The organism is Neorhizobium sp. USDA 3394 (assembly GCF_056280385.1).
On the sequence record NZ_JBWCDU010000002.1, the window covers coordinates 1,464,854 to 1,480,538 of the forward strand.

Consider the following 15,685-nt stretch of genomic DNA (forward strand, 5'->3'; position numbering starts at 1 on the left):
GCGTGTTTGCCGCTCGCTCCTGCCTAAAACGAGTCTGCCATACATCCATCATTCGCTTTGAATGGTTCCTTCTTAAGGGCCGTATCAGGGCTCTTTAAACATATTAGCATGAATTCAGGCGTTCTTTTCTGCGACTTCCACTTTTTTGCTCTCGGGCAGAATGACCGATGTCCCACCGGTAACTGCCGGCCCGAAGCTATATGGGCCACGCCGCAAGGTGCCCGGCGCGATTGGTGCGCGTCTTCATGACATCTCCGAATTCATCGCATCGCCTCGTGGCGAGGTATTTCCTGACGCATAGGGCCATGAAAGGTGCTCCATGACTGAACAAAGTGACTCTCTCGTAAAGCGCAGGGGCTTTTTGCTCGGTACGGCGGCGATCGGCGCACTTGCCGTCGCGGCCGCAATCAAGATTGGAAAGCCATTTGAGGCCGTCGCTGCCTCCGACATCCTGCGGCAGGCCGCTCCCGAGCTTCATAGCTACCAGCCGTCTTTTTTCACCGAAGACGAGTTCCGCACGCTCAGCGCCATGGTCGATCGATTCATACCGGCCGGTGACGAAGGTCCTGGGGCTTTGGAAACGAATGTCCCGATCTTTCTCGATTTGCAGGTCGGCGGCGATTACGGCCACGAAATCTATCTCGAAGGGCCGTTCGTGAAGGACCCGAGCCCTCTGATGGGCTACCAGCTGCCCTACCTGCCCTCCGACATCTACCGAAAGGGTCTGGCGATCTTCTCCGCCGAGGCGAAGAAGATCTACGGCAAGGACTTCGCCGATCTCGCCGATGCGCAGAAGGACGAATTCCTGACCGCCTGCGAAAAGGGCAAGATCGATTTCGCCGCCCATGGCGAGGAATATCTGACCTCCAGCGGCTTCTTCGGCCACGTCCTCGGCGACACGAAGAACGGTTACCTGGCCGACCCTATGTATGGCGGCAACAAGGGCATGGGGGCGTGGGCCATGATCGGGTATCCCGGCGCCCGCGCGAGCTTCCGCGAATGGGTGAAGCAGCACAACGTCCCCTATCCGCTGGGGCCTGTCAGCGTCATGGGCGAGCGCGCCTGAGACCACGGCGGCACGAAGGAGATTTCAAATGGCCATTATCAATGATGAAGTAGATGCCGTCGTCGTCGGCCTCGGCTGGAGCGGCTCGATCATGAGCATCGAACTTGCCCGTGCCGGACTGAAGGTGCGGGCGCTCGAGCGCGGCAGCGACCAGACGAGCAAGGATTTTGCCTATCCCATGCCTGCCGACCAGTACGGCTATGACGTTCGCAACAAGATTTTCGCCAAGCCGAAAGACGCCGCGATGACCGTTCGCCATACCGTGGACGATACAGCGCTCCCGACCCGCAAATGGGGCTCCTTCGGACCAGGCAGCAATGTCGGTGGTGCGGGCCTTCATTGGACCGCCGTCCTGATCCGTCCGACGCCGACCGATCTGAAGCTGAAGACCTATGCCGACGAGACCTACGCGCCCCGACAGCTTCAGGAAGACATGCAGCTCCAGGACTTTCCCGTTACCTGGGAGGAGATGGAACCGCATTTCGATTATTTCGAAAAGGTCTGCGGCCAGTCCGGAAAGGCGGGCAACGTCAAGGGCGAAATCCTGCCCGGCGGCGACCCCTTCGAAGGACCGCGTTCGAACCCCATGCCGCTTCCGGCGCTAGAGGACACGCTGAACTGCAGCATGTTCAAGGAAGCCGCGACGAAGCTCGGCTACCATCCGTTCCCCAACCCCTCCGCCAATGCGAGCCAGGCCTGGACCAATCCCTACGGACAGCAGATCGCGCCCTGCAACTATTGCGGCTTCTGTTCGAAATATCCCTGCCTGAACTATTCCAAGGCATCGCCGCAGACCACGATCCTCGACGCGTTGAAGCGGCATCCGAATTTTTCCTACCGGACCAATGCTGAGGTCGTCCGCGTCGACCTGCATGACGACAAAAAGACCGCACGCGGCGTGACATACTACAACGAAAACGGCGAAGAGGTCTTCCAGCCGGCGAAGATCGTCCTGCTCTGTTCCTTCCAGTTCCAAAACGTCCGGCTGATGCTCCTGTCGGGCATCGGCACGCCCTACGACCCAATGACCGGCGAGGGCGTGGTGGGGCGCAACTACGCCTTCCTGTCGAATGGCAACGCCACGCTGTTCTACAAGGACAAGAACTTCAATCCCTTCGCGACGGCCGGCGCGACCGGGCAGATGTTCAACGACATCTCGCCGCGCCCGGGCTTCGAGGACGGCGTCAAATACGGCTTCATCGGCGGCGCGAAGATCCATTCCTCCCAGGCCACCGGCAATCCCATCGGCACCTCGCTTCCCAAGGGCACGCCCAACTGGGGTGCAGGCTGGAAGAAGGGCATGAAGGATTGGTACGGGCATTCGATGAAGGTGTCGATCACCACGACCTGCATGTCCTATCGCGGCAACTACATGGATCTCGATCCGACCTACAGGGACAAGTACGGCAATCCCCTCGCCCGCATCACCTTTGACTGGAAGGAGAACGAGCTGAAGCTGCAGCAGTATTTGCGTGACATCGTCTTGAACATCACCAAGGAACTGCAGCCGGATTCCTTCACCGAGAGTTTCCTGAAGATGGACTCGCATTACGACCTCAGGCCCTACGTATCGACGCACAATGTCGGCGGCGCAGTCATGGGCGACGATCCGAAGACCTCCGCCATCAACAAGTACCTGCAGAGCTGGGACGTCCACAACGTCTTCGCGGTCGGCGGCAATGCCTTCCCGCAAAACTTCCAGGCCAATCCGACCGACATGATCGGGGCGCTGTCGCTGTTCTCCGCCGAAAAGATCGTCGGAGAGTACATCAAGAACCCCGGCGCGCTGGTCCAGGCCTGAGAGGGATGACGACGATGAAAAGCATCTTCGCAAGTTTCGCGGCCCTGGCCTGCCTGACCGGATCCGCCTTCGCCCAGGACGATCAGGACCTGATCGCCCGCGGCGCCTACATCTCGCGCCTTGGCGATTGTGTCGCCTGCCATACGGCGCCGGGCGGCACGCCTTATGCCGGCGGCCGGGCGATCATCAGCGATCTCGGCACGATCTTCTCCACCAATATTACGCCGGACCCAAGGAGCGGGATCGGCAGCTATACGCAAGCGCAGTTCTCGGATGCCGTTCGCCATGGTCTGCGGGCCGACGGGGCGCATCTCTATCCGGCCATGCCCTATCCGTCCTATAGCAAGATCACCGATGAGGACATGCACGCGCTCTATGCCTACTTCATGAAGGGTGTGGAGCCGGCAGCACAGGCCTCGCCGCAGACCGATCTCGGCTTTCCCTTCAACCAGCGCTGGGGCATGGTCTTCTGGAACGCCGTCTTTTCCAGCAGTACCTCCTTTGCACCCCAAACCGCGGCATCCGATGCGATCAACCGCGGTGCCTATCTCGTCGAAGGGCTCGGCCATTGCGGCAGCTGCCATACCAAACGCGGCTTCGGCATGCAGGAAAAGGCGTATGATGCAAAGTCTGACGCATTCCTGGCCGGTGGTGAGCTGAACGGCTGGCCCGTTCCCTCCCTGCGCGCAAAGGCTGCGACCGGCCCCGGTATCGCCGGCTGGAGCGAGCAGGATATCGTCGACTATCTTGCCGAAGGGCGGAACCGCTTCGCGGCCGTCGGCGGCGAGATGAAGGACGTCGTTGCCCATTCGTCGAGCTATATGAGCGACCAGGATCTTCATGCCATCGCCGCCTATCTGAAAACGCTGACGCCGTCAGCACCCGAAAACGCCAAGCCCGCCTCGGCCGCCGCGGAGACGGCCAGCCGGCTTACGGCGGCGAAGAACCTGACGCTCGGCGAACGGGTCTATATCGACAATTGCGGCGCCTGCCACTTCGTCGACGGCCGCGGCGGTCAGAAGATCTTCCCCACACTGGACGGCGCCTCCATCGTGACTGGCAAGAGCCCGGTCGGCCTGATCACCACCATCCTTGCCGGCGCCAGCACCCCGTCGACCCCGAAGGGCCCATCGGTCAATCTTATGCCCGGTTTTGCCAATCGCCTTTCCAATGAAGAGATTGCCGCACTGGCGACCTTCGTTCGCGGCGCGTGGACCAACGACGCCGACGCCGTATCGGACAAGCAAGTCGGTGAAATCCGCACACATCTTGAGGCAGGTTCGTCACATTAATAGCTGGATTTATGGCATCGCAAACTCAAAGGCAAAGATGCCAGACCATGACGCCGGCCAATTTTGTCGGCCATGCCCGGGCGATTTTCGCCCGCGGGTCGATCGCCGCTGAACGCAATTCGCGATGATGGTTGGAGGGGATGTCGTGGCGCGGGATCTGCAAGAGAGAGCTGGCTCGGTTTGTCTGAACAGTTTCGAGCGTTTTGCTAGTGGATTTCCGCCTCGATTATCCCGCCACCATCATCGGTGCCAGCGCGTTGAAGCATCCCGATCCGACGTTTGCTGGTCAAGTGATGAATGTGGGCGTCAACTGCGTGCCAAAGCCAATGTTTTCCGGCCGCCGATGGAAATCACCATCTCGTCCAAATGCTTGAATCTGTTTGCGAAATGATCTGGGGCATTCCCTCATCCCGGCGATCCGTGCGGAACCAGATGTGAGCCACGAACGACGGTGTTTCGACCATTGTCTTTCGCGCGGTAGAGCGCTTGGTCGGCGTTGCGCAAAAGAGCCTCAGGTTCGGCCGGCCCCCCTTCAGCCAGTGAGACGGCTCCGACACTGATAGTCGCGACGTGTTTCGGACTGGCTTCGTGTTCGATCGCCAAGCGGAACACGGCCTGTCGAATCCGCTCTGCGATTGACGCTGTTCCGATTTCATCGGCATCCGGCAAGAGCACGGCAAATTCTTCCCCGCCATAGCGCGCGACGACGTCACCAGGCCGGCAGACTGTGTTTTTGATTGCCGCGCCGATCCTCTTCAAGCATTCATCGCCGGCCGGGTGACCATAGCGATCGTTGAGGATTTGAACCAGTCGACATCGATCATGAGCAGCCCGAGGCACTTTTTGTCTCGTCGCGCGCGCCCATACTCGCGTGAAAATGCGTTATCGAAAGACCGCCGGTTGGCCAGGCCGGTCAGTCCGTCCTGCTCCGCGAGCGCTTGCAAACGCCGATTGGCGTCCTGCAGTTGATCCTCGATGGCCTTTCGAGCCGAGATGTCCCTAAGGGTTCCAATAATGCCTGACGGCAGGCCTGTCTGGGGATCCTTGAGCGCCTTGAGTTGCGCCTCCACCCAAATCCAATGTCCGTCACGATGGCGAAAGCGATTGATGATCGAGTGGCGATCCACATGGCCGCTCAGCAGCGATTGGAAAGCCAACGTGACAGCCCCCGCGTCCTCCGGATGAACCATGCTGACGGGTTTTATCCCGATCAATTCTTCCGGGGCGTAGCCAAGAATTTCGCGGCAAGCCGGCGATACATATCGGCGCACCAGGTCGAGATCGAGCTGAAACACCAAATCCGTCCCGTTATCCGCCAGCAGGCGGTAGCGGGCCTCGCTTTCTTTGAGGCGCTGCTCCGCTGCCAGGCGCTGTTCGATGTCGCGAACAACGACAAGCCGCTGTGGCAATTGCCCCGGCTCGGCCGCAATTGCCCTCGAAACGCTCTCGACCCAAACGTAACTGCCGTCCTTGTGGCGCATTCGATAGCGGTAAGTCGTCGCTTCATCGTCGATGTAGGCCCGCCGATCGGCCAGAAAGCCGATGTCGTCGGGATGGATCGCATCCTTGGTCCGGATCTGAAGCATCTCTTCGGGTTCATAGCCCAGAAGCGCTGCGCATACTGGAGAGGCATAGGTCCGTTTTCCATCGCGGCCAACAAGAAGAATCATGTCGGTCGAATTATCCGCCAGGAGGCGGTAGCGCGCTTCGCTCTCCTGAAGGCGCCGCTCGACAGCAACGCGTTCGTCGATGTCGCGACCGACCGAATGAATAGCCGTTACTCGTCCTTCGGCGTCGGTGAGCGCTCTATTCGTCCAAGCCATCCATCGCGTTTGGCCATTTGGCAGAACCACCTGATTTTCGCTTTCGACGCTTCGATCGATGCTGCATACTTGCTTCAAGTGCTCCGCTACGGCGGCGCGGCCCTCCTCGGGGACGAAGTCGAAAAGGCTCCTGCCCACCATTTCGTCAGGCAGCCGGCCATATTGCCGCGCATAGGCATGATTGACGAAGCGCAATTCGCCCTCCGGGCTGGCGAGCGACACCAGTTCCGACTGGCTCTCGACCAATTCCCGGTAACGCGCCTCGCTCAAGGTCAACTGCCGCTCGGCGGTCTTGAGCGCGGTCACATCCGTGACGACAGCCAGCGAAACACCGCCCCCCGGGGAATTGTCGTCCAGAACGGCGGACAACAGGACGTCGATCACCCGTCCGTCCTTGCACACCATCTGGTACTCGACGTCATCAATGCGACCGGTCCGAAAAAAACCGGGCAACACATCCCTGATCGCATATTCTCGCGATTCCGGAGTCAGGAACTCGGATGACCGCCTCCCGATAACCTCCTCGCGGGAGTAACCGAGCCTCGATAACCAGGCGTCGCTCACCGCGATCAATCGTCCCTCCTTGTTGATCGAATGAAGCATTGCGGGCGTGACTCTGGTCCGATGCTCGAGCTCGGCCCACAGTCTCACGCTACGATGAGTTTCGATTTCATTTGGGAGGGCGTGGGTCACTCAGAACCGATCTACTCTGATGGAAGTTGGAACCGGGAATTCGTCAACATTGATCCACCGCACGCTCGTAAGGAACGATCAACTCGATCGCAGATTACGATATCCGACATCTTACTGGTGGCGACTTATCAAAACATTAACCTGCGGAGAATCCCACTTCGACCCCAATGGAATCGCCAAGGGGTACGGTGTCGATCGGCTGACGGAGGCCGCGCGCGAACACGGTATCGAAGCCGGCCTCTTCGGCGAGCTGCGAGCGCTCGGCACTCAACCTCCCGAAACGGCGGCTGCTGTCCGCGAGCCCTGAAGTGGGCGGCAAATGTTCCTGATCAGGAAGAAGTCGCTCGCCTGCCTCATTGAGGTCGGATTTCCGGTCGATGCGGGTGATCTATATGGATGCGGACCACCGGGCCTAAAGGGCCTGCGGATGCGAATGGATCAATCCTTCCAAAGCATCGGGCTCGATACGCAAGGCCCGGAGGGCGTTCAGAATGACAGCCACATCGATCAGTTCCTGCAGCAGGGCCCCCTGAACGGGCGTCAGATAGCCGAGCGCGGCCGCAATCATTCCGCAGACGGACATTCCGATCCCGGCTATCACGCTTTCCAGTGCAATACGCCGCGCACGCTTGGCAATTTCGATGCCCGGCAGCAAGCGATCCAGATGATCGACGAGAAGAACGATATCCGCTGCCTCGGCCGACGCAGCCGAGCCTCGGGCCCCCATGGCAACACCCAGATCAGCGGCAGCAAGCGCGGGCGCATCGTTGACACCATCGCCGACCATCATCACCGGTCCATTTTTTCGCTCGGTCAGCACCAGAAGAACCTTCTGGTCCGGCGTCAGGTCCGAGCGGACCGCATCCAGCCCCAGACCTTTGGTCACTGTTTCGGCGACCGCCCGTCGGTCGCCAGTCGCCAACAAAATGCGGTTGACGCCTAATCGCCGCAAACCGGCAATAAGCTCGGCAGTGCCGGATCGGAGTGTGTCCGCCATGGTAAGATAGCCGGCGATCCTGTTATCGACGGCAAGGGCAACAACCACGGTTCCCGCGTTCATGATCGGGCTCGCCGCTGCTCTCACGCCGACGGCTGCACTGACGAATGCGACCGCTCCCACGACGACCTCCCGACCGGAGATGTTTCCGGCAAGGCCCTCCCCGGGCCGCTCGGCGACGTTTTCAGGGGTTGGCAGTACCAGACCCTGCCGGCGCGCCGCCGTGACGATCGCTTGGGCCATCGGGTGTTTCGACGCCTGTTCCAGAGCGGCCGCGAAGTATAAGACCTCGCTGGCCGACATTCCGTCGTGTGTTTCGATCGAAACGATCTGAGGGCGTCCGTCCGTGAGCGTACCGGTCTTGTCGAGGATCAAGGTGCTGATCCGCGCCAAAACCTCCAACGGCTTTGCTCCTTTGATGAGAATGCCAAAGTGTGCCGCCCTGGAGAGACCTGCCACCAGGGCCACCGGAACGGCAAGGATCAGCGGGCAAGGTGTCGCGACAACCAAAACAGCCACCGCACGAATAGGGTCGCCGGTGAGCCACCATGCCGCTGTTGACAATGCAATGGTGACGGCCAGAAACAGCAGGGAGTACCGATCGGCCAACCGGCTCATCGGCGCCTTGGAGGCCTGGGCGGCCTCAACCAGCCGAACGATGCCGGCATAGGTGCTGGCGGCTGCACGATGCCGGACCCGCAGATCAAAGGCATCTCCTGCGTTGGTCGATCCGCTCATTGCTTCTTGACCGCGATCCAGTCGCACGGGCATGGATTCTCCCGTGAGAGCGGATTTGTCGAGGATCGCCCGCTGGCTTTCGATGTCGCCGTCTGCCGGCACGACCGCACCCTGGTGTATCAAAAGCAGATCGCCCGGTTTGATATCCTCGAGGGTGACGTCCTCGAGCCTCCCGTTGGCATAACGCGTGGCGAATCTCGGTACCCGCGACAGTAGCGCGCTCATTTCCCGCCTGGCCCGCCCTTCAGCGAAACTTTCCAGAAATGTACCGCCGGAGTACATCACGGCGACCACCGATGCGGCGAGCGTCTCGCCAAACAGGAGTGCCGCTGACATCGAAAGCGCGGCCACGATGTCCAGTCCAACCTCGCCCCGCCAGAGGCTGCGCAGAATTTCGGAGACCAAAACGGCAAGAACGGGGACGACACCCATTTGCCAGGCGCGCTCAGCCGCATCCGGCCTGTCCATGAGATGGAAAAGAAGTCCGAGTGCGAGACCCAGCGCGGCCAATACGAGCAGGGCGGATTTGAATCGGTCCGAGTTTGTATAAGCCATGGTTCGTGTTCATCGCCGTTTGAGGCAACCCCATGCCGAATTTGGGATCCAGTATTCGCAGGGTTGAATTCTGGCAAAGAGGACTGCTATCGGGACATCGTTACCATGTCTCGCTGGAGTGGCCTTGACGCGCATCAAGCAGACGGAGCGACGCCGAGGAGCCGCAAAACTAGTCTCCGCTCGATACTCGGGATTTTTCTACGGGCGAGGCGAAGCCTATCGCGAGCAGTATCCGCAAATTACCGGCTGTGCGCCGCACGACCCTCTGGCGGTCGTCGTCACGCCCGCCCCCGGCCTCGTTACAGTCGAGTCCATGCAGGTGGATGTCGAATGCGCCGCGAGCTTTCGCGCGGTCAGGTGATCCCGGATCGCCGCAAGACCGGGACCACCACTCCTAATGTAAACGTTTGCATCGACGTCGATGTCGAGTTCTTCATGAACGGCTTTGGCCAGACGCTCTGCAAATTCCACCGGGACCGCCCACAGTCATCCCTCAGACATGGCCGGCAATCGGCTTCGGCAGATAGTCCCGCTCGAGATCCGCCACATCCTCGGGGCTGAGGTTGATCTCCAGCGCCCTGACAGCATCCTCGAACTGCGCCGGCTTGGAGATGCCGACGATCGGTGCCGTCACCGACGGACGGCTCGCGACCCAGGCATAGGCGACCTGCGCCATCGGCCTATCGTGTCGCTCGGCGACTGCCTTGAGGGCGCCAATCACCGCGTCGTCGGCGGCCTTGGTCCGGTCGTAGAGCGACCGAGCCGTGTTGTCAGTCTGCCCGCGGGTCGTCTCGCCGTCAGCCCGACCTGCCAGCCGGCCACGGGCAAGCGGACTCCAGGGCACGACGCCCACGCCTTCGCTCATGCAGAGCGGCAGCATTTCGCGCTCTTCTTCACGATAGATGAGGTTGTAGTGCGGCTGCATCGAAACGAACGGCGCCCAACCATTCTGCCTCTGCATCCCGATCGCCTTCATGAACTGCCACGCATGCATGGAGGAGGCGCCGAGGTAACGCACCTTGCCGGCGCGCACCACATCGTTCAAGGCCTCCAGCGTCTCCTCCAATGGCGTGCCGTAGTCGAACCGGTGCAACTGGTAGAGGTCGATATAGTCGGTACCGAGGCGCTTCAGGCTGCCGTCGACCGCGTCGAGGATATGCTTGCGTGACAGGCTGCGGTCGTTGATGTCGCTGCTCATCGGATGGAAAAGCTTGGTGGCGATCACAAGCTTGTGGCGGGGAACGAGGTCCAGCAACACCTTGCCGGTGATCTCCTCGCTCTTGCCGAGCGAATACATGTCCGCCGTGTCGAAAAAGTTGATGCCGAGATCGACCGCCTGCCGGAGGATCTTGGCACTGTCTTCGAAATCCAGCACCCAAGGCGCCCATTCGCTCGATCCGAAGGTCATGCAGCCGAGCGCGAGACGCGAAACCTTCAGGCCAGTCCGACCAAGATTGACATAATCCATTGATACACCTCGCCTTCAAGAAGCGCCACCTGCCGCGCGGCCGGCTTGGAAAAAGCCATATAATTGGAATCTTTCAAGGCATTCAATCGCCTTGCTGTTGAAATATGCAAATTTTTATCAGGGGGATTGTCATCCTCGCATCTCGTGTTACGGTTCGTGTATCAAACGAGTAATACGCATATGTTCACCATCGACGCCTCCAGCATCGACCGCTCCCTCCCGGTTCCGGTCGGCAAACAGCTCTACGGACTGCTGGCCTACATGCTGTCCTTTGGCGACATGCCGAAGGGCGTGAAACTGCAGTCGGTGCGCCAGCTGGCCGCCGAACTCGACATCGCGCCGATGACGGTGGCCGAAGTCTACAAGCAGCTTCGGGCCGAAGGGCTGGTGGAGATCCGGGCCGGCCTCGGGGCTTTTACCGCCTATGAGCCAAACCGGCAGATCGGCCGCGTGGCACCGGCGAACGTGCTGAGCGCGGATATCGACAGCCTGCTCGAAAAGGCGGAACGGCTCGGAATTTCGCCGGTCACGCTCGCCTCCATGGTACAGGCCCAGGCGCGGCTCAGGAAACCGCGGGTTCATCTGAACATCGTCTTCGTCGGCATCTTCGAGGCGCCGGCGCGCGACTACGTCGAGCAGATCCGCCCGACGCTTGCTGCGAACGATGTGATCAGCCTGGTCACAGCCGATCAGGTGCGCGACAGCGCCGAAGTCCGCGAGCAGTGCCGCAATGCCGACCTCGTGCTCACCTTCGTGCATCGCGAGGTGGAGATCCGCGGTTTTGTGCCGGAGGCCAACATCCTGGCGATCCGCTTCATCCCGTCGGAGCGGACCCGGCAGTCGCTCGCACTTCTCGATCCGCGCACGCGGGTCGCCGCCGTCACGCAGCTCAAGGACTATATCGCCATCATGCGCCCGAGCGTGCGCGAGTTCGCGCCGCATATTTCCGACATCACCGTCGCATGGTCCTATGCCGACGATCTCGCCGACATCATCGCCCGTTGTGATGTCGTCATTTTCGCCTCCGGCGCCGACCATGTCGCCGATCTCGCCGGACCGAACAAACGCTGCTTCGAATACCGCCATTCGCCCGATCCCGGCGTGCTTGAGAACCTTCTTGCACCGGCACTTGCCGAACTGCGCCACAACAAGATCACGGACGGCGAAGCGCCGGCCAGGGTTTCCGAACTCGCGTCGCGGAGGACCAAGACCCGCTGATACGAGCAACGCTTTGAATGAACCAAACCAATAAGGGGAACAGACATGAGCAAAGCACTATCGATCACAGCCGCGTTCCTGCTTGCAGGACTTTCCTTCACCGCCCTTTCGTCCGCGCAAGCCGCGACCGTCACCATCGGGACAGACGTCGATGCCGGCACGCTGGACCCGCGCCTTTCGCGCGACACGACCGCTTACCGCGTGATCGACCTCATCTATTCCGGCCTGGTCCACACGACACCAAGCCTGGAAGCGAAACCGGATCTCGCCGAAAGCTGGGAAACCCCCAATCCGACGACCTGGATCTTCAAGCTCCGCCCGAACCTCAAGTTCTCGGACGGCAGCCCGCTGACAGCGGCTGACGTCGTCTTCACCTTCAACTCGATCCTGAACAAGGATTTCAACGCGCCGATGCGGGCGCTTTATACGCCGATTTCGGCCGTGGAGGCGGTCGATCCCCAGACGGTGAAATTCACGCTTTCCGCACCTTATGCACCGCTGCTCAGCTATCTCGACATCGGCATCGTTTCAAAGGCGCTGGTCGAAGCTGGCACGGACATTGCGCTGAAGCCGGTCGGCGCAGGCCCGATGAAATTCGCCTCCTGGACACGCGGCAGCGCCATCCAGCTCGAGCCCAATCCGAATTACTGGGGCGAGAAGCCGAAGGTGGACAAGGTCACCATCAAGATCATCGGTGACGGCTCGGCCCGCGCCCAGGCCTTCGAAGCCGGCGACCTCGACATTATCCAGTCGCCGCTGGCACCGCAGGACATAAAGCGGCTGCAGGCGGACAAGCGCTTCGGCGCCGTCGTTCAGCCGGGCCTCGGCGTGACTTACATCAACTTCAACACCAAGGATCCGCTGCTCTCGAGCCCGAAGATGCGGCAGGCCTTCTCGATGCTGATCGACCAGAAGACCATCGTTAACGACATCTACCAGGGTGTCGATGCAGTGGCTTCCTCGATCGTCCTTCCCTCATCCTGGGCCTATTCGAAGGACATCAAGCAGCCGGTCTTCGACGTCGAGGGTGCCAAGAAGCTCTTCAAGGAAGAAGGCTGGGCGGACACCAACGGCGACGGCATCCTCGACAAGGGGGGCAAGCCGCTAAGCATCGTTCTGTCCACCCATAGCGAAGACAGCAACCGCGTCCAGACGGTCGAATTCATGCAGGCGAATTTCCAGGCCGCGGGCGTCGATGCCAAGACGCAGGTCAGCGACTGGCCGTCCTTCTCCACCAATTACGTGCAGAAGAGCCAGCACCAGATCGCGCTGCTCGGCTGGCTGAACATCGTCGATCCGGACCGTCTCCTGTTCGCCCAGCTGACCACGGGCGGCTCGACCAACTGGGGCGGATATTCCAATCCGGCAGTCGATGATCTCCTGAAGCAGGGCCGTTCGGCAACCACCCAGGCGGACCGCACCGCAGCCTACCAGAAGGTCGCAACGCTGCTGGCGAGCGACCTGCCCTACTACATCGTCTCCTACCAGGGCTACCAGCTCTTCTACTCGAAGAAACTGCCCTTCGAGGTGCAGGCGACCTCGCGCGGCAACATGCGCGGCATGATCGGCCTCAAGGACTGATGCTCAGATCGCGGGCCGGCCAATCCAGTATTGGAGGTCGGCCCGCGCCATAGCCGAAATTGTAGTTCCAGGGTGACCCGATGGCTTTCTCACAGCGTCTCGGCGCGGACTTCTACGCGAAAATTCAGGCCGACATCCGCAAGCGGATGGACGCGGCCGGCATCGATCTGCTGCTTCTCGATTCCAACGACGACGTCATCTACACGACCGGATTTTCGCACTACACGACAGAGCGGCCGGTGGTCGTGGCGATCACGGCGACGAATGCTTTCCTGCTGCTTCCGGAACTGGAGCGCACCCACGCGGCACACCAGCATATAGCCGCAGAGGCGATCGTCTATTTCGAGTTTCCAGGGATCGACCCGTGGCACGCGGTGCTCGGCCGGAAGTTTGCCGGGCTCAGGGGAACCGTCGCCTATGGCCACGCGATCTCGCTTGCCCGGGTAAAACCCATCGAAAGCGCCTTTCCGAATGCGGAACGGGTGATCCCGAGCAATATCGTCCAACAGATGCGGCTCCGGAAACATCCGGAAGAGATCGCCCTGCACCGCGAGGCCGCGCGCCTGTCCGACCGGATGGTCGAGGTCGGCGTCGATATGATCCGCGAGGCGATGCGGAAGGGCGGCCCGTTGCCGAGCGAGGTCGAGATCGAATCCTACGTTTCCCGCCACGCCATGCGCACCATGCACGAGGAGCATGAGGACGTCCTGCTGGTGCAGGGACTGGCAAGCGGGCTCGTCTATTCCGGCCCGCGGTCTGCTTTCCCGCATGGCATGCCGACCGGCAATCCGGTGAAGATCGGCGAAAGCATCATCCTGTCGCTCGGCTGTCGGGTTGGCGCTCGCGCTTCGGAAAGCGAACGCACCTTCTTCATCGGCGAACCGTCGAAGCTGCAACGGGAGCATTATGCCGTCGCCTACGAGGCGCAGCGCATGGCGACTGCGGCGCTGATCGCCGGGCATACCTGTGCTTCGGCGGACAACCTGGCGCTTGCCTATATCCGCGACAGCGGCATGAGCGAATACCTGCTCCATCGCGTCGGCCATGGGATGGGCATCATGTTCCATGAGGCGCCCTGGGTGGAAGGCGGCGACCAGACGATCCTGGAGCCCGGCATGATCACCTCCAGCGAGCCGGCGATCTTCGTACCGGGCTTTGCCGGCTACCGCATCGCCGACACCGTGCTGATTACGGCCGAAGGGCCGGACAGCATGACGCTCTATCCCCGCAAGCTCGAAGACGTCATCATCGCCTGAGGTTCGGAAAATGAGTTTCAGCCAGCGCCTAGCACCGGAATTCTACCAGCGGCTCCATCGCGACATCCGCGCCCGCATGGAGGAAAAGGGCATGGGCCTGCTGATCCTCGATGCTGCCGACGACGTGCTCTACACGACCGGCTTCTCCTTCCGACCGAACGAACGGCCGGTGGCGCTGGCTTTGACCGCAACGGATGCGATCCTGATGATCCCCGAACTGGAGCGCGAGCACGCCGACCGTCAGAACGTGGCGGCAGAAACCCTCGTCTATTTCGAATTTCCGGGCGTAGATCGGGCCTTCTCGCTGCTCGCGCGTTCGATCGGCGAAATCAGAGGCGATATTGCCCATTCCTACGGGCTTTCGGTGGGACGGGCGAAGGAACTCGCCGGGCTCTTTCCAAACAACCGCGTAATGCCGACGGATATCGTCGCCAGGATGCGGCAGGTGAAATATCCCGCAGAGCTGCGGCTGCATCGCGAGGCGGCACGCATATCCGACGCCATGGTCCAGGCGGGCGTCGATCTCGTCACCGACGCCTTCCGGGCCGGCAAGCCGCTGCCGAGCGAGATAGCGCTGGAGGCGCATGTGGTGCGTCATGCGCTCGACATCATGGAAAACGAGCACGAGTACATCATGAATGTCCCAACGCTGGCGGGCGGGTTGGTTTATGGCGGACCGAACTCGGCCTACCCGCACGGCATCATCTCTCACCGTCGCATCCAGCCGGGTGAGAGTTTTATCTTGTCGTTGGGTTGCCGGGTCGGCGGCCGCTCGGCGGAAAGCGAGCGCACGTTCGTACTCGGCGAACCGGGCAAGGATCACGAGAAATATTACGCCATCGCCCAGGAAGCGCAGCGGCTGGGCACGGCAGGCCTCGTCGCCGGCCGCACCTGCGCCTCTGCCGATATCACCGCGCTTGCCTATATCCGCGAACAGGGCATGGGTCCCTATCTCAAGCACCGCGTCGGCCACGGCATGGGCGTTGCCTTCCACGAACCGCCCTGGGTCGAGGCCGGCGACCAGACTATTCTCCAGGAAGGGATGATCTGTTCGAGCGAGCCGGCGCTCTACGTGCCGGAGGTTGGCGGTTTTCGCCTCGCCGACACGGTTCTCGTCACCGGGCAAGGTCCGGATTCACTCACGAAATTCCCGCGCCGCTTCGAGGAGATCGTGCTGTCATGACCTTCGCGCCGGCA

Annotated in this window: 11 protein-coding genes and 1 pseudogene; 9 read left to right on the forward strand and 3 right to left on the reverse strand. The window is 61.1% G+C overall.

Annotated features, from left to right (window positions below; genetic code table 11):
• Positions 1 to 319 precede the first annotated feature (319 nt).
• From ACZ9EJ_RS28555 to ACZ9EJ_RS28565, 3 genes are read left to right on the forward strand one after another with little or no spacing between them, the layout of a single operon-like run.
• Complete coding sequence (locus tag ACZ9EJ_RS28555; protein WP_046627495.1) at positions 320 to 1,066, forward strand: gluconate 2-dehydrogenase subunit 3 family protein; 747 nt, start codon at positions 320 to 322, stop codon at positions 1,064 to 1,066.
• Positions 1,067 to 1,094: 28 nt separating this feature from the next.
• Positions 1,095 to 2,867, forward strand: a complete 1,773-nt coding sequence (locus ACZ9EJ_RS28560; RefSeq protein WP_046627497.1) for a GMC family oxidoreductase — start codon at positions 1,095 to 1,097, stop codon at positions 2,865 to 2,867.
• A 14-nt stretch (positions 2,868 to 2,881) separates the two neighbouring features.
• Positions 2,882 to 4,159: a c-type cytochrome gene (locus tag ACZ9EJ_RS28565; protein ID WP_476100292.1), complete on the forward strand. Its 1,278-nt coding sequence runs from the start codon at positions 2,882 to 2,884 to the stop codon at positions 4,157 to 4,159.
• 405 nt (positions 4,160 to 4,564) lie between these two features.
• On the opposite strand, the pseudogene ACZ9EJ_RS28570 reads toward ACZ9EJ_RS28565, so the two are convergent.
• Positions 4,565 to 6,585, reverse strand: a pseudogene (locus ACZ9EJ_RS28570) (sensor domain-containing diguanylate cyclase).
• A gap of 109 nt (positions 6,586 to 6,694) precedes the next feature.
• On the opposite strand from ACZ9EJ_RS28570, the gene ACZ9EJ_RS28575 reads away from it, so the two are divergent.
• Positions 6,695 to 6,982 (forward strand): FAD:protein FMN transferase, encoded by a 288-nt coding sequence (locus ACZ9EJ_RS28575; protein ID WP_080954016.1) that lies wholly within the window; start codon positions 6,695 to 6,697, stop codon positions 6,980 to 6,982.
• A 105-nt stretch (positions 6,983 to 7,087) separates the two neighbouring features.
• On the opposite strand, the gene ACZ9EJ_RS28580 is transcribed toward ACZ9EJ_RS28575, so the two are convergent.
• On the reverse strand, positions 7,088 to 8,965 hold the full coding sequence (locus ACZ9EJ_RS28580; protein WP_046639858.1) for a heavy metal translocating P-type ATPase: 1,878 nt from the start codon (positions 8,963 to 8,965) through the stop codon (positions 7,088 to 7,090).
• A gap of 124 nt (positions 8,966 to 9,089) precedes the next feature.
• Between ACZ9EJ_RS28580 and ACZ9EJ_RS28585 the strand changes: the two genes are divergently transcribed.
• Positions 9,090 to 9,326 (forward strand): nucleoside hydrolase, encoded by a 237-nt coding sequence (locus ACZ9EJ_RS28585; RefSeq protein ID WP_251090598.1) that lies wholly within the window; start codon positions 9,090 to 9,092, stop codon positions 9,324 to 9,326.
• Positions 9,327 to 9,458: 132 nt separating this feature from the next.
• Here the strand turns inward: ACZ9EJ_RS28585 and ACZ9EJ_RS28590 are convergent, their stop codons facing one another.
• Positions 9,459 to 10,433, reverse strand: coding sequence for an aldo/keto reductase (locus ACZ9EJ_RS28590; RefSeq protein ID WP_046627503.1), 975 nt, complete (start codon positions 10,431 to 10,433; stop codon positions 9,459 to 9,461).
• 180 nt (positions 10,434 to 10,613) lie between these two features.
• Between ACZ9EJ_RS28590 and ACZ9EJ_RS28595 the strand changes: the two genes are divergently transcribed.
• The 4 genes from ACZ9EJ_RS28595 to ACZ9EJ_RS28610 all read left to right on the forward strand — a co-directional run bounded on the left by ACZ9EJ_RS28595 (position 10,614) and on the right by ACZ9EJ_RS28610 (position 15,671).
• The gene (locus ACZ9EJ_RS28595; RefSeq protein WP_046627505.1) at positions 10,614 to 11,651 is read left to right on the forward strand and encodes a GntR family transcriptional regulator; all 1,038 of its coding nucleotides are present in this window, start codon (positions 10,614 to 10,616) and stop codon (positions 11,649 to 11,651) included.
• Between the two features lie 45 nt (positions 11,652 to 11,696).
• Positions 11,697 to 13,232 (forward strand): ABC transporter substrate-binding protein, encoded by a 1,536-nt coding sequence (locus ACZ9EJ_RS28600; RefSeq protein ID WP_046627507.1) that lies wholly within the window; start codon positions 11,697 to 11,699, stop codon positions 13,230 to 13,232.
• Positions 13,233 to 13,312: 80 nt separating this feature from the next.
• Positions 13,313 to 14,488 (forward strand): M24 family metallopeptidase, encoded by a 1,176-nt coding sequence (locus tag ACZ9EJ_RS28605; RefSeq protein WP_046627509.1) that lies wholly within the window; start codon positions 13,313 to 13,315, stop codon positions 14,486 to 14,488.
• A gap of 10 nt (positions 14,489 to 14,498) precedes the next feature.
• The gene (locus tag ACZ9EJ_RS28610; RefSeq protein WP_046627510.1) at positions 14,499 to 15,671 is read left to right on the forward strand and encodes a M24 family metallopeptidase; all 1,173 of its coding nucleotides are present in this window, start codon (positions 14,499 to 14,501) and stop codon (positions 15,669 to 15,671) included.
• Positions 15,672 to 15,685 lie beyond the last annotated feature (14 nt).

Bases quoted from the DNA above. Each gene is read 5' to 3' on its own strand.
- ACZ9EJ_RS28600 (WP_046627507.1), top strand. From the start codon at position 11,697: ATGAGCAAAGCACTATCGATCACAGCCGCGTTCCTGCTTGCAGGACTT.
- ACZ9EJ_RS28565 (WP_476100292.1), top strand. From the start codon at position 2,882: ATGAAAAGCATCTTCGCAAGTTTCGCGGCCCTGGCCTGCCTGACCGGA.
- ACZ9EJ_RS28610 (WP_046627510.1), top strand. From the start codon at position 14,499: ATGAGTTTCAGCCAGCGCCTAGCACCGGAATTCTACCAGCGGCTCCAT.
- ACZ9EJ_RS28605 (WP_046627509.1), top strand. From the start codon at position 13,313: ATGGCTTTCTCACAGCGTCTCGGCGCGGACTTCTACGCGAAAATTCAG.
- ACZ9EJ_RS28555 (WP_046627495.1), top strand. From the start codon at position 320: ATGACTGAACAAAGTGACTCTCTCGTAAAGCGCAGGGGCTTTTTGCTC.
- ACZ9EJ_RS28560 (WP_046627497.1), top strand. From the start codon at position 1,095: ATGGCCATTATCAATGATGAAGTAGATGCCGTCGTCGTCGGCCTCGGC.
- ACZ9EJ_RS28595 (WP_046627505.1), top strand. From the start codon at position 10,614: ATGTTCACCATCGACGCCTCCAGCATCGACCGCTCCCTCCCGGTTCCG.
- ACZ9EJ_RS28575 (WP_080954016.1), top strand. From the start codon at position 6,695: ATGGAAGTTGGAACCGGGAATTCGTCAACATTGATCCACCGCACGCTC.
- ACZ9EJ_RS28580 (WP_046639858.1), bottom strand. From the start codon at position 8,965: ATGGCTTATACAAACTCGGACCGATTCAAATCCGCCCTGCTCGTATTG.
- ACZ9EJ_RS28590 (WP_046627503.1), bottom strand. From the start codon at position 10,433: ATGGATTATGTCAATCTTGGTCGGACTGGCCTGAAGGTTTCGCGTCTC.